The 13,150-nt window shown below is 64.3% G+C and carries 14 protein-coding genes; 4 read left to right on the forward strand and 10 right to left on the reverse strand.

Annotated features, from left to right (window positions below; genetic code table 11):
* Positions 1–656: 656 nt before the first annotated feature.
* Positions 657–1,616 (forward strand): glycosyltransferase family 2 protein, encoded by a 960-nt coding sequence (locus ACODSP_RS16425; protein ID WP_488966637.1) that lies wholly within the window; start codon positions 657–659, stop codon positions 1,614–1,616.
* Positions 1,617–1,747: 131 nt separating this feature from the next.
* Here ACODSP_RS16425 and ACODSP_RS16430 read toward each other — a convergent pair whose 3' ends face one another.
* The 4 genes from ACODSP_RS16430 to ACODSP_RS16445 all read right to left on the reverse strand — a co-directional run bounded on the left by ACODSP_RS16430 (position 1,748) and on the right by ACODSP_RS16445 (position 6,392).
* Positions 1,748–2,044: a hypothetical protein gene (locus ACODSP_RS16430; protein WP_488966638.1), complete on the reverse strand. Its 297-nt coding sequence runs from the start codon at positions 2,042–2,044 to the stop codon at positions 1,748–1,750.
* Positions 2,035–3,663: a cisplatin damage response ATP-dependent DNA ligase gene (locus ACODSP_RS16435; protein ID WP_488966639.1), complete on the reverse strand. Its 1,629-nt coding sequence runs from the start codon at positions 3,661–3,663 to the stop codon at positions 2,035–2,037. The genes ACODSP_RS16430 and ACODSP_RS16435 overlap by 10 nt, the downstream gene beginning before the upstream one ends.
* A 165-nt stretch (positions 3,664–3,828) precedes the next feature.
* On the reverse strand, positions 3,829–4,848 hold the full coding sequence (locus ACODSP_RS16440; RefSeq protein WP_488966640.1) for a ligase-associated DNA damage response exonuclease: 1,020 nt from the start codon (positions 4,846–4,848) through the stop codon (positions 3,829–3,831).
* A complete protein-coding gene (locus ACODSP_RS16445) occupies positions 4,848–6,392 on the reverse strand; it encodes an AbgT family transporter (RefSeq protein ID WP_488966641.1) in 1,545 nt (514 codons plus the stop codon). The genes ACODSP_RS16440 and ACODSP_RS16445 overlap by 1 nt, the downstream gene beginning before the upstream one ends.
* A 120-nt stretch (positions 6,393–6,512) precedes the next feature.
* Here ACODSP_RS16445 and ACODSP_RS16450 point away from each other — a divergent pair, with 120 nt between their 5' ends.
* Positions 6,513–6,719 carry a hypothetical protein gene (locus tag ACODSP_RS16450; protein WP_488966642.1) on the forward strand — a complete coding sequence of 69 codons (207 nt, stop codon included), beginning with the start codon at positions 6,513–6,515 and terminating at the stop codon, positions 6,717–6,719.
* Positions 6,720–7,055: 336 nt separating this feature from the next.
* Here ACODSP_RS16450 and ACODSP_RS16455 read toward each other — a convergent pair whose 3' ends face one another.
* Genes ACODSP_RS16455 through ACODSP_RS16465 form a run of 3 tightly spaced genes read right to left on the reverse strand, consistent with a single transcriptional unit; the run spans position 7,056 to position 7,765 of the window.
* Entirely contained in the window at positions 7,056–7,256 is a 201-nt protein-coding gene (locus tag ACODSP_RS16455) for a hypothetical protein (protein ID WP_488966643.1), read from the reverse strand.
* A 42-nt stretch (positions 7,257–7,298) separates the two neighbouring features.
* Positions 7,299–7,571, reverse strand: coding sequence for a type II toxin-antitoxin system RelE/ParE family toxin (locus tag ACODSP_RS16460; RefSeq protein WP_488966644.1), 273 nt, complete (start codon positions 7,569–7,571; stop codon positions 7,299–7,301).
* Complete coding sequence (locus tag ACODSP_RS16465; protein ID WP_488966645.1) at positions 7,568–7,765, reverse strand: hypothetical protein; 198 nt, start codon at positions 7,763–7,765, stop codon at positions 7,568–7,570. Before ACODSP_RS16465 ends, ACODSP_RS16460 begins: the two co-directional genes overlap by 4 nt.
* A 184-nt stretch (positions 7,766–7,949) precedes the next feature.
* On the opposite strand from ACODSP_RS16465, the gene ACODSP_RS16470 reads away from it, so the two are divergent.
* Positions 7,950–10,223 (forward strand): NADP-dependent malic enzyme, encoded by a 2,274-nt coding sequence (locus ACODSP_RS16470; protein WP_488966646.1) that lies wholly within the window; start codon positions 7,950–7,952, stop codon positions 10,221–10,223.
* Position 10,224: 1 nt separating this feature from the next.
* Here ACODSP_RS16470 and ACODSP_RS16475 read toward each other — a convergent pair whose 3' ends face one another.
* Positions 10,225–10,518: an addiction module antidote protein gene (locus tag ACODSP_RS16475; RefSeq protein ID WP_488966647.1), complete on the reverse strand. Its 294-nt coding sequence runs from the start codon at positions 10,516–10,518 to the stop codon at positions 10,225–10,227.
* On the reverse strand, positions 10,511–10,828 hold the full coding sequence (locus tag ACODSP_RS16480; RefSeq protein ID WP_488966648.1) for a type II toxin-antitoxin system RelE/ParE family toxin: 318 nt from the start codon (positions 10,826–10,828) through the stop codon (positions 10,511–10,513). Before ACODSP_RS16480 ends, ACODSP_RS16475 begins: the two co-directional genes overlap by 8 nt.
* Before the next feature lie 159 nt (positions 10,829–10,987).
* Here ACODSP_RS16480 and ACODSP_RS16485 point away from each other — a divergent pair, with 159 nt between their 5' ends.
* Entirely contained in the window at positions 10,988–12,406 is a 1,419-nt protein-coding gene (locus ACODSP_RS16485) for an ATP-binding protein (protein ID WP_488966649.1), read from the forward strand.
* A 164-nt stretch (positions 12,407–12,570) separates the two neighbouring features.
* Here ACODSP_RS16485 and ACODSP_RS16490 read toward each other — a convergent pair whose 3' ends face one another.
* On the reverse strand, positions 12,571–13,104 hold the full coding sequence (locus ACODSP_RS16490) for a Cif family virulence factor (protein ID WP_488966650.1): 534 nt from the start codon (positions 13,102–13,104) through the stop codon (positions 12,571–12,573).
* Positions 13,105–13,150: the final 46 nt, after the last annotated feature.

Raw genomic sequence — 13,150 nt, forward strand, 5'->3', positions numbered from 1 at the left:
TCCCGCAGTGAAACCAGAGTGTGCAGCCACGTCACCCCGTTCGACCGTGCCAGATGCTGAACCTTTCGTTGCCTTTTCTGAATGGTCATCAAATGCAGACCAAAGTGCTTACGTCGATTTGTGAGCAGTGGCGCCTAACCACAATTTGGCTCGCATCGGCACCAACGGCAGCTTACGCACGGTCACCGTTCAGGATCTGTCAGGTTTATCTTGATGCATCACTCCGTTGTCATCCCGGCTTTCGCCCATAGGCGCTAAGATTGGGAATGACGGCGTCGATTTGGCTTGCTCTTCCCGTCATCCCCGCTTTCGCGGGGATGACGTAGAGAGAGGGATATCAAAGCCATCAAACCCCTAACTTAGCGCCTATGGGCGCAAGCCGGGACCCAGGGGCCGCAGGATGGAACCTCTCCGCAGCATGGTTCAAAGCGGCTGAAAGGTTGGGCGTTTGGCCCCTGGGTTCCGGCCTTCGCCGGGATGACGATAGGGGGTGCTTCCAGTCAACGTGAAGCCGATCTAATCCGATGGGTATCGTCCGTCCGTGACACCATGCGATGGCATGACATGAAAGCGCCGCGTTTCCGCCGCAGCTTTCCCCGAATATCCGTGTTATCTCTTTGTCATCCAACCCTTGTCCAACCGGACCCGAATATCCCATGTCTGACAGTCTGACCCAGGGTGCGCCGCGCATCGCCGTGCTGGTGCCCTGCTATAACGAAGAAGCCTCCATCGAAGCCGTCGTGCGCGACTTCAAGGCCGCTCTGCCGACCGCCACCATCTATGTCTATGACAATAACTCCAAGGATCGCACCTCGGAGATTGCCAAGGCAGCCGGTGCCGTGGTCCGGCGGGAGCCGTTGCAGGGCAAGGGCAATGTCGTGCGCCGCATGTTCGCCGATATCGAGGCGGATGTGTATGTGATGGTGGATGGCGACGACACCTATCACGCGCCCAGCGCCGGCAAGCTGGTGGCCAAGCTTCTGGATGAGAAGCTGGACATGGTGAACGGTGCCCGCATCACCGACTGGGAGAATTACCGCGCCGGTCACCGGCTGGGCAATGTCATGCTGACCACCCTGGTCACCATGGTGTTCGGCAAGCGCACTGACGATCTTCTGTCGGGCTATCGCGTCTTCTCCCGCCGCTTCGTGAAGAGCTTCCCGGTCCTGGCCGGCGGGTTCGAGATTGAAACCGAACTGGTGGTGCATGCCCTGGAAATGAGCATGCCGCTGGGTGAGGTGGAAACGCCCTACAAGGACCGCGCGCCGGGGTCGGTATCGAAACTGTCCACCTTCCGCGACGGGTTCCGCATCCTGTGGATGATCGGCAAGCTGATCAAGGAAGAGCGGCCGATGCAGTCCTTCGGGCTGGTTGCCGTGCTGCTGGCCCTAATTTCGGTGATCATCGCGGTGCCGCTGTTCATCACCTACTACGAAACCGGCCTGGTGCCGCGCTTCCCCACGGCGGTGCTGGCCACCGGTCTGGGTCTCTTGTCCTTCCTGTCGCTGACCTGCGGCCTGATCTTGGACACGGTCACGCGTGGGCGGCGGGAGATGAAGCGGTTACGCTATCTGGAAATCCCCGCACCGGATTACGACAGCGGGTTTTTGAAGTAAGCGGGTGCCATGATCGTAGCGCGGATTAGGCGCAAGCCGTAATCCGCGGAAATCCTGTCGACGTTGTTCCGCGGATTACGCTTCGCTAATCCGCGCTACGAAAGCTCGGTCTGGATTGGCAGCCCCTGGCGTCACGGCTTCTTCTCTTCCGTTGCCTTCTGTTCGCGGAAGGCTTCGGCTTCCTGCTTCACCTTCGCGGTCTCGGCCTTTGCCTCCTCCTCGGTCAGCAGCGAGGGGAAGACGGTGATGGTCTTTTCTTCCAGCTTGAAGATATTCATGCCGATGCCGCTGATCCAGGCGGGAATGATCAACAGGCCGATGCCGGCGGCGATCAGACCGGCCAGCCGGGTCGTGGTTCGGCCCATCTTCAGGCGGCGGGTGGTTTCTTCCGATGTCGGCTCCGCCGACCAGGCCCGCTTCAGTTCCATTCCACCACCATCCTTTCCAAAATGTCCAAACGGTCAGCCTCTGTCGCCGGCTTGTCCCAGCGCAGCCGCGAAATGCGGGGAAAGCGCATGGCGATTCCGCTCTTGTGCCTTGTGGAGCGATGGACGCTGTCGAACGCCACCTCAAACACCAGGCCGTGTTCCACCTCCCGCACGGGACCGAAACGGTTGGTGGTGTGGTTGCGCACCCAGCGGTCGATCTCCGCCAGTTCCGCATCGGTGAAGCCGGAATAGGCCTTGCCGACGGGCACCAGCTCTCCGCCCTCTCCAGGCGTACCGCGCCACGCGCCGAATGTATAGTCGCTGTAGAAGCTGGACCGCTTGCCATGCCCACGCTGGGCGTACATCAGCACGCAATCCGCCGTCAATGGCCCGCGCTTCCACTTGAACCAGGGGCCCTTGGGGCGGCCACCGACATAGGCGCTGTCGCCGCGTTTCAGCATCAGCCCTTCGATGGAACCATCCTCCACCCCCTGATCGCGGGCCGACAGGCGCAGATGGGACAGGTGGTCCCAATCGGTAAAGGGGACAAGGGGCGACAGGTCCATGGCCAATGGGCGGGTGCGGGCGAACCAATGTTCCAGCCGGCGGCGGCGTTCGTCGAAGGGCACGGCGCGCAGGTCCGCGGCCCCATCGAACAGCAGGTCATAGACCCGCACGAAGGCGGGGAAATCACGTAGCATTGCCGCCGTCACCCGCTTGCGGTTCAGGCGCTGCTGCAAATCGTTGAAGGGCGCGATGCGGCCATCACGCGCCACCAGCAATTCGCCATCCAGAACGGCATGGAAACCCATCTGGGATGCCACGTCGGGGAAGGCCCCGGCAATCTCATCCCCGGTGCGGCTGTAGATGCGGGCCTTGTCCGGCGTGCCGCGCGCCACAAGCTGTACCCTGATCCCGTCCCATTTCCATTCGGCCCGGTAATCGCCGGGGTTCAGGGCCTGGATGTCGCTTTCTTCCAGCGGGTGGGCCAGCATCATGGGGCGGAAGCCGCCCGTGTCGCTGACGCCCGGCTTTTCCGCTTTGCCCGTCAGCCAGTCGAACAGGGGGGCGTAGGGCGGGGACAGGCCGTGCCACAACTCCTCCACCTGTTCTACGCTGGCCTCAACGCCCCTGGCATTGGCCCAGTCGACCAGGGCAGTCTTGGCCATGCGGGCCGACACGCCGATACGCAACCCGCCCGTGATCAGCTTCAACAGCGCCCAGCGGCCCGTGGCGTCAAGGCTGTCCAGCCAGCCGGACAGCAGGGCGGGGACGGTGCCGCGCTTGGCGCTGGAAAGCCCCTCCACCACCTCTGCCAGTCCCGGCGGGGGATGGTTGATGCCCGGTGGTGCGGGCCAGATCAGGGCCACGGTTTCGGCCAGATCGCCCACGAAATCATAGGACCAGGCGAACAGGGCCTGGTCAACACGGGTGGCCACCAGTTCCTTGACCATCCCGGCCTTGGCGGCGCTGAAGGACAGGTCGCCGGTCAGCGCCGCCAGGCCATAGCCGCGGTCGGGATCGGGCGCATGGTCCAGGTAATCGGCGATCATGCGCAGCTTGCCGTTGCGGGACGGCATATAGGCGAGCGCGTCAAGGAGGGTGGCGAAGGCTTGCATGGGCGTGGTTCCCTCACCCTCCCACCGGCTGACGCCGACAGGCCCCTCCCTCTCCCGCAGGCGGGCGAGGGGCAAACCCAATAATTTCCAGCCCTCGCCCACGACAGTGGGAGAGGGAGGGGCCCATCGCTGCCAAGCGATGGGAGGGTGAGGGAACGATGGACCTCATTCCTCCTCACCCCGGCCAACCAGATGCAGGGGCTTGGCCTTCACGCCCTGGGTCGTGGCCCAATGGACAAGCGCTTCTTCGCTGCCATGGGTGACCCACAGCTCACCCGGCGACACGTCGGTCACGGTCTGGCACAGCTCATCCCAATCGGCATGGTCGGAGACGATCAGGGGCAGTTCCACCCCATGCTGCCGGGCGCGCGCTCGCACCCGCATCCAGCCCGACGCATAGGCGGGCAGCGGGTCCGGCATCCGGCGCAGCCATTTGTCGGCCATGGCCGATGGCGGGGCCAGGACGATGCCGCCGCGCATGGAAGACGCATCGGCCACCGTCGCGGGGCGCAGGTCGCCAAGCTCTACGCCCTGTTCTTGATAGAGCGCACAGAGCGGCAGATGGGCGCCGTGCAGATAGAGCGGACGGTCGTAGCCGGCGCGGCGCAGCTCCGCGATCAGGCGCTGGCACTTGCCCAGGGCGTAGCAGCCGACAACGATGGTGCGTTCCGGGAAGACCGACAGCGTGTGCAGCAGACGGGCGATCTCGCCCTCCACCGGCGGGTGGCGGAAGACGGGCAGGCCAAAGGTGGCCTCTGTAATGAACGCATCGCAGGGGACGGGCTCAAAAGGCGCGCAGGTGGGATCAAAGCGGCGCTTGTAATCGCCCGACACCACCACCCGGCTGCCCCGCCATTCCATCACCACCTGCGCCGACCCCAGCACATGGCCGGCGGGCACGAACCGCACAGTCACCTCACCGATCCGGATCGGCTGGTGATAGGGCAGGGGCTGTTGCGCGGCCCCCGCCCCATCGCCCAGGCGCGCCCGCATGATGGCGAGCGTGCCTTGCGTGGCCAGGACATGGGCATGCCCTGGCCGTGCATGGTCGGAATGGCCATGGGTGATCACCGCGCGGTCGACAGCACGGGTCGGGTCGACATGGAAGCCGCCCGGTTCCACCCACAGACCCCCGCCACGGTCGGGCGGGCAGGGGGTGACCCAGCTGTCAGGTGCAGGGATCATCAGGACCCCGCCGGCATATGGACAAAGGCGCCCGGACCCAGCGGCAGTTCCGCCAGATACCAGCCACTGAACAGCGCCACCGCGCCGATACCCATCCATAGGGCCAGCGGCAGCATGGTGGCCAGCAGCGATCCGATGCCAAAGCTGGGCACATAACGCTGACACATGATCAGGATCAGCGGGAAATAGGGCAGAAGCGGCGTGATCGGATTGGTGAAGCTGTCCCCCACCCGGTAGGCCGCCTGCGTCGCCTCCGGCGTGATGCCCAGCAGCATCAGCATCGGCACCATCACCGGCCCCAGGATGGCCCATTTGGCGGATGCGCTGCCGATCAGGATATTGATCAGGGCCGAGACGATGATGATGGCGATCAGCAGCGGCAGGCCCGTGAAGCCCGCCTCCTTCAGGAAGGCAGCTCCATTGACGGCCAGGATGCCGCCCAGGTTGGACCAGCCGAACAGCGCAATGAACACCGCGCAGCAGAAGGCCAGCACGATATAGCCGCCCATATCGGACATGGACTGGCTCATCATCTTCACGACATCGCGGTCATTGCGGATGATGCGGGCGCCGATGCCATAGGCGATGCCGATCAGCAGGAAGCTGATGAACAGGACCGCCACGATGCCGCGCAGGAAGGGTTCGACGGTGCCGTTGGCGTCGCGCAGGATGGCGCCCTCCGGCACGACGGCCACGCCGAACAGGGCGGTGATGGCCATGATGGCAAGGCCGGCATAGCGCAGGCCGCGCTTCTCATTGGCCTGCTGTTCGGCGCTGGGCGCGTCGTCGGCAATGGTCAGGCCGGCGGCAACCGGGGCCGTCCGCATCAATCGCGGTTCGATCAGCCGTTCGGTGACCACCGTGCCGATGATGGTGAACAGGGGCACGAAGGCTGCCATCAGATACCAGTTGGCGGTGGCCAGCACCTCATAACTCGGGTCAACCAGACGGGCCGCCGCGGTACTGATCCCGCCCAGCAGCGGGTCGAGCGAGGTGACCAGCAAGTTGGAGGAAAAGCCCCCCGACACGCCGGCAAAGGCCGCCGCGATGCCGGCGATAGGGTGGCGGCCGGATGTGTGGAACAGCATCCCGGCCAGCGGGATCAGCACGACATAACCGGCATCGGTCGCCATGCTGGACTGCACACCGGCAAAGACCACGATCAGGGTCAGCAGGCTTTTCGGGACGGCGCGGACCAGGGCGCCCAGCGAGACGCCGATCAGGCCCGTCTTCTCCGCGACACCCACACCCATGACACAGAGCAGAACCACGGCCAGGGGCGGGAAGCTGGCGAAAATGGTGGGCAGATCGGTCAGGAAGCGGCGGATATTGTCCGCCGACAGAAGATTGGTGGCCACCAGTTCCTTGCCGGTGCCGGGATGGATGGCCGACACGCCCATGCCCGACAGGATGGCGGACAGTGCCACCAGAATGGCGATGGCGATCAGGAACAGGGTGGCCGGATCGGGCAACCGGTTCCCCACCCGTTCAATCGCCCCCAGAATGCCACCGCCCGCTTTTGCCTCAATGTCCGAAACTGCCATGTTTTCCTCTTTTGCTTCGCGCCCCGTTTGCCGGGCGTCGCTGGCGAAGATAGTGCATGCGGGCGCGCCGGGCGAGAGGGCGTTCAAGACAAAGCCACCGATCCGTGACAGGCTGTCTCCATGGAGATGGTCAATGGATATCGCTGCGAAAGCTGCGCCGACGTGGCGTTGGCCAAACGCGGCCTGGACCCCACCAAGGGCAATCAATCGCCCTTTGAGCGGGCACAGGAAGACGCGGCCAAGGCCGGCCTGACGGCACAGCCGCTGGGCGTCAACCAGCCGTTGACCACGGGCGTGCGCGGGACATTGTTGAATATTGTGGTTTGAGGGGGCGTCCCGGATTCATCTCTAGTCCTCAGGGACCATAGTGTGTTGAGATTCAGGGCATGGTCTTTCTACCCCATTGGAACTCATAGATTGCCTCCCCGGCGAAGGCCGGGGCCCAGGGGCCGAGCTTCCGACCGATCAGCAGCGTCGATCAACGCAGCGTCGAGGTTTGAGCCTGTGACCCCTGGGCCCCGGCCTTCGCCGGGGAGGCAGATTTTCTCAAGCTCAACAGTCCATGGGCGTAGGTCAGGTCGAGCGAAGCGAGCCCTGACGAACGACAGCGCCTATGAGATGTCAGGGCTCGGGCTTTGCCCTCGACCTGACCTACGGGCGGTTTCAGCCGCAAATCTGACGGGGCAAGGTGTGGGAGTAGGGCGGCGGGGGCCTTTCATCCTTTGCCATGCGCTCCAGCCATTGTCCGACCAGGGCATGGGACACGACGCGACCGGTGGCGACGTCGGCGCGTGCCTCTTCGATGGCGCGTGCCTTACGCGCCTCGTCTACATCGTCGAAGATGGATGTCGCAGTCTCCGTCATTAAATCAATATGGCACCAAGTATTGTTGCCAGCAACAATGCCCTATCCCCGGTCCTGCGCTCCGTGCCAGACGCGCAGGATGCGGACTTCATCCTCCGCGATGTCATAGACCAGGACATAGGGATGCACGACGGCCAGTTCGCGCGTGCCATCGGCGCGGGCCTTGCCGCGTTTGGGAAAGGTGGAGAGACTGTTGCCGGCGGTGAAAAGGTGTCTGACGATGCGGCTGGCAGCGTAAGGGTTGAATTGCGCGATGTAGGCCGCGTGGGCCTGAATGTCATCAATGGCGGTTTCGGTCCAGGTGACCAATGTCACCGGGGCACGCCTGAGCGGGGGGCGGGGGGCAAAGCTTCGCCGCGTTCCAGGGCGTCGGCCAGTTTTAGCAGCCATTGTCCGACCACGGCATGGGACACGACGCGACCGGCGGCGACGTCGGCGCGTGCCTCGGCGATGGCGCGTGTCTTACGCGCCTCATCCACATCGTCGAAGATCGAACCGGCCTGTTCCATGGCAGCGAGTATCGCACCCGATGCCGTTCCGGGCAAGCCAAGGGGCGTGCCGTCGGCTGTTGCGTCACTTTCGCAACGTGATGGGTCTGGAAACGGTAGCATTCGGTCGTTACGATACGCGTCAACGCACAAATCCGTACCGGCGGGGGCGCTGGGCGGGACATAAAAGAGGAATGTTGGGAAAATGGCCGGTATCGACAAGCGCATTACCGATGAAGAAGCCCTGTTGCTGCACAGCAGCGGGCGCCCCGGTAAGCTGGAAATCACCCCCACCAAGCCGATGGCCACACAGCGGGACCTGTCGCTGGCCTATTCGCCGGGGGTGGCGGCACCCTGCCTGCGCATCCATGCCGACCCTTCCACGGCCTATGATTATACGGCCAAGGGCAATATCGTCGCCGTCATCTCCAACGGCACCGCCGTTCTGGGCCTGGGCGATCTGGGGGCGCTGGCGTCCAAGCCGGTGATGGAGGGCAAGGCCGTCCTGTTCAAGCGCTTTGCCGATGTCGATGGCATCGATCTGGAGGTCGATACCCGCGACGTGGAGGAATTCATCAATTCCGTCCGCTATCTGGGTCCCAGCTTCGGCGGCATCAACCTGGAAGATATCAAGGCCCCGGACTGTTTCATCATCGAACAGCGCCTGCGCGAATTGATGGATATTCCCGTCTTCCATGATGATCAGCATGGTACCGCCATCATCGCCGCCGCCGGCCTGTTCAACGCCCTGGAAATGACGGGTCGCGACATTAAGGAAACCAGGCTGGTCATCAATGGTGCCGGTGCGGCGGCCATCGCCTGTGCCGAGCTGTTCAAATCCATGGGCATCCCGCATGGCAATATCATGCTGTGCGATACCAAGGGCGTGGTCTGGAAGGGCAGGGCCGAAGGCATGAACCAGTGGAAATCGGCGCATGCGGTGGTGACCGACGCCCGTTCGCTGGCCGATGCGGTCGCCGGGTCGGACGTGTTCGTGGGCCTGTCGGCCAAGGGGGCCATGACGCCCGCCATGGTTAAGTCCATGGCCAAGAACCCCATCATCTTCGCGCTGGCCAACCCCGATCCGGAGATCACGCCGGAGGAGGTGCGGCAGGTGCGTGACGATGCCATCGTGGCGACGGGCCGGTCGGATTATCCCAATCAGGTCAACAACGTCTTGGGCTTTCCCTATATTTTCCGCGGCGCCCTGGACGTGCGGGCCAGCACCATCAATGACCAGATGAAGATCGCCGCTGCCCGCGCGCTGGCGGCCCTGGCGCGCGAGGATGTGCCGGACGAGGTGGATGCCGCCTATTCCGGTCGTCGCCTGCGCTATGGTCCCGAATATATTATCCCGGTGCCGTTCGACCCGCGCCTGATCTCCACCATTCCCGCCGCCGTGGCCCAGGCGGCCATGGATACGGGCGTGGCGCGCAAGCCCATTGTCGATATGGATGAATATCGCCGCAGCCTTCGCCTGCGCCTGGACCCCACGGCGGACAGTTTGCAGTTGATCGCCGACAAGCTGCGCAGCAGCCCGCGCCGCGTGGTGTTTGCCGAGGGCGAGGAGGAGCGGGCCATCCGCGCCGCCATCGCCTACCGCTCCGGCGGGTTCGGCCACCCGGTCCTGATCGGGCGCGAGAATGTGGTGCAGGAAAAGCTGGCCAGTCTGGGCCTGTCGGGGGTGGAGCCGCTGGATATCCAGAATGCCCGTTTCGGTGCGCCGAATATCGAGCGCTATACCGATTTCCTCTACAAGCGCCTGCAACGGCGTGGCCATCTGCATCGCGATTGTCAGCGCTGGGTCAACCAGAACCGCAATGTCTTTGCCGCCTGCATGGTGGCCACGGGCGATGCCGACGCCATGGTGACGGGCCTGACCCGGTCCTTCGCCGTCAGCTTTGAGGATATCGAGCGGGTGATCGACCCGCAGCCCGACCATATCGTGTTCGGCCTGTCGGTGCTGGCCACGCGCAAACGTACCGTCTTCATCTCCGACACCACCGTGCATGAACGCCCGACACCCGAACAACTGGCCGATATCGCCATCCAGTCGGCGCGCATGGCCCGCCAGATGGGCCATGAACCGCGCGTCGCCTTCCTGTCCTTCAGCAATTTCGGCCAGCCCATGCGCGACCGCGCCGCCCATGTGCGCGAAGCCGTGTCGCTGATGGACAAGCGCAAGGTCGATTTCGAATATGACGGTGAGATGTCGGCGGATACGGCGCTTGATTACGATCTGATGAAGCGCCTGTACCCGTTCGCGCGCCTGTCAGGGGCGGCCAATGTGCTGATCATGCCGGCGCTGCACGCGGCCAATATCGGGGCCAAGCTGCTGCACAAGTTCGGCGGCGGCAACCTGATCGGCCCGCTGCTGATCGGCATGGATAAGCCGGTGCAGGTGGTGCAGATGGGCGCCACGGTGAATGAGCTGACCACGGCGGCCATCATGGCTGCGCATGACAGTTTGGCGCGGTGAGTTAACCGCGCGGGACGAACGCGAGGCGAAGATCGAGGGCCTTGGCAACGGCCATCAAGGTGGAGAGGGTGGGGTTCCCATCCTCTCCCAACGCCTTGTAAAGCCCCTCCCGGCTGATCCCACTTTCGCGCGCCAGTTTCACCATGCCGCGAGAGCGGGCGGCGATGCCCAGGGCGCGGATCAGGAAGGCAGGGTCGTCCTCTTCCGCCGCTGCCTCCAGAAAGGCGGCGATATCCTCTGGTGTTTCCAGATAACTGGCGGCGTCGAAGGGCTTCAGATCGCTGAGTTCAGGCATCGGGCTTCTCCAGGGCCGGTGGCAGGCTGGCGGACAGGCGCTGCGCGGCGGCGATATCTCTGACTTGTGAAGACTTGTCACCACCGCACAGCAGGATGACCAGCACTCCGCCCCGCTGCGTGAAGTAGACGCGGTAGCCAGGGCCGTAATCAATCCGCATTTCACTGACGCCTTGTTCGACAGGGCGGACATCACCTGGATTACCCTCGGCCATGCGCAGGATACGGACCTTGATCCGGGCCTTGGCCCGCTCGTCACGCAAGGCGCGCAGCCAGTCGGAGAATTGCGGGGTTTCGCGTATGTCGATCACCGGAATAATGTGCACTAGAGTTGACACCTCGTCAATTGTGACAGTCGGTGATGTCAATTATTAAGTTTCCGTGATGCTGTTACCCTGGCCCTGCGGCAATGTTATCTCCTCCGGTCCCGCTCTATGGCGGGAGGGAAATGATAAGAATGGCAGGGACAGATGCGGTGGTATGAGGTGCGGCCGGTTCGGTTCGTGCTGATCGGCGTGGCGCTGGTCGGGCCGACGGCGGCCATCCTGCTGGCCTTGCTGCTGGCGGGGCATGTCGATGCCGGGGTGGCGCTGCCGGCGCTGCTGGTCAATGTCGTGGTGGCGGTGGCCATCCTGCGCATGATCCAGACCGATACGCGCCGCCTGACCGATTATGCGGAGCTTCTGGGGGACGCGTCGACCCCCCTGCCGCCCCCGTCGGTGGACAGTGTCACGGCGGAGTTCATCGCGTCGGCCATGGCACGGGCGCATCAGGGCTGGCTGGACCGGGAAAGCAAGGATGCGGGCCGGGCCGGCCTGTTCGAGGCGGTGATCGACCAGTTGCATGACCCGGTCATCCTGCTGGGGCCAGGCCGCGAGGTGCGGCGCGCCAACCAGGCGGCGTGCAAGCTGTTCGGTGACCGGCTGCTGGACCGCGATCTGGCCAGTTCGGTGCGCACGCCCAGCCTGCTGGAGGCCGCCGAGGCCGTGCTGGCCGGTGGGGCGTCGCGCACGGTGGAGGTGCTGCTGCCCGTACCGGTGGAGCGCACATTGCAGGCGCGGGTCAAGCCGTTCCGCCCGCCGGGGGAAGACGGGCCGCTGCTGGTGCTGCTAACGCTGCATGACATCACGGTCCTGAAACGGTCCGAGCAGATGCGGGCCGATTTCGTGGCCAATGCCAGTCATGAGCTACGCACGCCGCTGGCGGCCTTGATCGGCTTCATTGAGACGCTGCGCGGACCGGCCAAGGATGATGCGGCGGCGCATGAACGCTTCCTGGGCATCATGTTCGATCAGTCCAACCGCATGTCGCGGCTGGTCAATGATCTGCTGTCGCTGTCACGGATCGAGATGGATGAGCATTCGCCGCCCACCGAACAGGTGGATGTGGCCAAGATCGTGCGTAATGTGGCCGCCACGCTGGAACTGCGCGCCGCGTCACGCAAGGTGAAGCTGAAGCTGGAACAGCCCGACAGCCTGCCGCCGGTCGTGGGGGACGAGGATCAGCTGTCCCAGGTGTTCCAGAACCTGATCGACAATGCCATCAAGTATGGCAAGGAACAGACGGAAGTGACGGTGGCCGTCACCGCCTCCACCCAGGGCAAGGCGGGCACGGTGCGCGGGCCGGCGGTGATGGTGGCCGTCACCGACCGGGGCGATGGCATCGCCCGCACCCATCTGCCGCGCCTGACGGAGCGATTCTATCGCGTGGATCCCGCCCGGTCGCGCGCGCTGGGCGGCACCGGGCTGGGGCTGGCCATCGTGAAGCATATCGTCAACCGCCACCGTGGCCGCCTGATCATCGACAGCGAGGTGGGCAAGGGCAGCACCTTTACCGTGATGCTGCCGGCGGCCAAGGCGGTGAAGGTTGTTGAGCGGGAGGTGGGGTAGGGGCAGCGGCGGCCTTGTTCCCTCACCCTCCCAGGCCCTGATGGGCCTGGGCCCCTCCCTCTCCCACGTTCGTGGGCGAGGGGTGAAGTTTTGCCCCTCGCCCGCTTGCGGGAGAGGGAGGGGCCCGAACGCGTCAGCGTTTGGGAGGGTGAGGGTAAGCCCCCCTACTTCTTCTCCGCCGCTTCCTTTTCCGCCTTCTTCTTTGCCAGGAATTCCTTGGCCTCCGGCGCGTTCAGGCCGCCATCGGCCATGAATTTCCAGGACCCGTCCTTCTGCTTGCGCCAGATGCTGACATAGCGGGAGGGGGGCAGCTCCTCCTTGGTGCCGTCGGGCTTCAGCTTGTAATAGCGGGCCTTGCCCCAGGTGTAGCCCAGGGTGCCATCAGCCGACACGGCACCATCCATCGGCCCCCAGTCTATCTCCAGATCCGTGCCGAAAAGGGTCGTCAGGGCGCTGGCGTCCGTGCCGGGCACGGGATCGTTCAGCATCAGCACCCGCGTCTCCGCATATTCGGCGAAGGCCTTGCCCGGACCCACCTCCTTGGCGCGGGCCGCGAAGGCGCGGTCGGCGTCCATCACGGCCTGGGCCGGGTGGCTTTGTGCCCAGACCGGCAATGTCATGAATGTTGCGCAGGTCAGCGCCCCGAAGGTGCGCGCCAGCGTGCCGGTCTTGCGCCGGTTCTTGTCCGAAAAACCCATATCCAGTTCCTTGCAAAAGTGAAATTTCCCTGCAATTTCAATGGTG

Source organism: Niveispirillum sp. FG156 (assembly GCF_057809555.1).

Bases quoted from the DNA above. Each gene is read 5' to 3' on its own strand.
- ACODSP_RS16425 (WP_488966637.1), top strand. From the start codon at position 657: ATGTCTGACAGTCTGACCCAGGGTGCGCCGCGCATCGCCGTGCTGGTG.
- ACODSP_RS16430 (WP_488966638.1), bottom strand. From the start codon at position 2,044: ATGGAACTGAAGCGGGCCTGGTCGGCGGAGCCGACATCGGAAGAAACC.
- ACODSP_RS16435 (WP_488966639.1), bottom strand. From the start codon at position 3,663: ATGCAAGCCTTCGCCACCCTCCTTGACGCGCTCGCCTATATGCCGTCC.
- ACODSP_RS16440 (WP_488966640.1), bottom strand. From the start codon at position 4,848: ATGATCCCTGCACCTGACAGCTGGGTCACCCCCTGCCCGCCCGACCGT.
- ACODSP_RS16445 (WP_488966641.1), bottom strand. From the start codon at position 6,392: ATGGCAGTTTCGGACATTGAGGCAAAAGCGGGCGGTGGCATTCTGGGG.
- ACODSP_RS16450 (WP_488966642.1), top strand. From the start codon at position 6,513: ATGGAGATGGTCAATGGATATCGCTGCGAAAGCTGCGCCGACGTGGCG.
- ACODSP_RS16455 (WP_488966643.1), bottom strand. From the start codon at position 7,256: ATGACGGAGACTGCGACATCCATCTTCGACGATGTAGACGAGGCGCGT.
- ACODSP_RS16465 (WP_488966645.1), bottom strand. From the start codon at position 7,765: ATGGAACAGGCCGGTTCGATCTTCGACGATGTGGATGAGGCGCGTAAG.
- ACODSP_RS16470 (WP_488966646.1), top strand. From the start codon at position 7,950: ATGGCCGGTATCGACAAGCGCATTACCGATGAAGAAGCCCTGTTGCTG.
- ACODSP_RS16475 (WP_488966647.1), bottom strand. From the start codon at position 10,518: ATGCCTGAACTCAGCGATCTGAAGCCCTTCGACGCCGCCAGTTATCTG.
- ACODSP_RS16485 (WP_488966649.1), top strand. From the start codon at position 10,988: ATGCGGTGGTATGAGGTGCGGCCGGTTCGGTTCGTGCTGATCGGCGTG.
- ACODSP_RS16490 (WP_488966650.1), bottom strand. From the start codon at position 13,104: ATGGGTTTTTCGGACAAGAACCGGCGCAAGACCGGCACGCTGGCGCGC.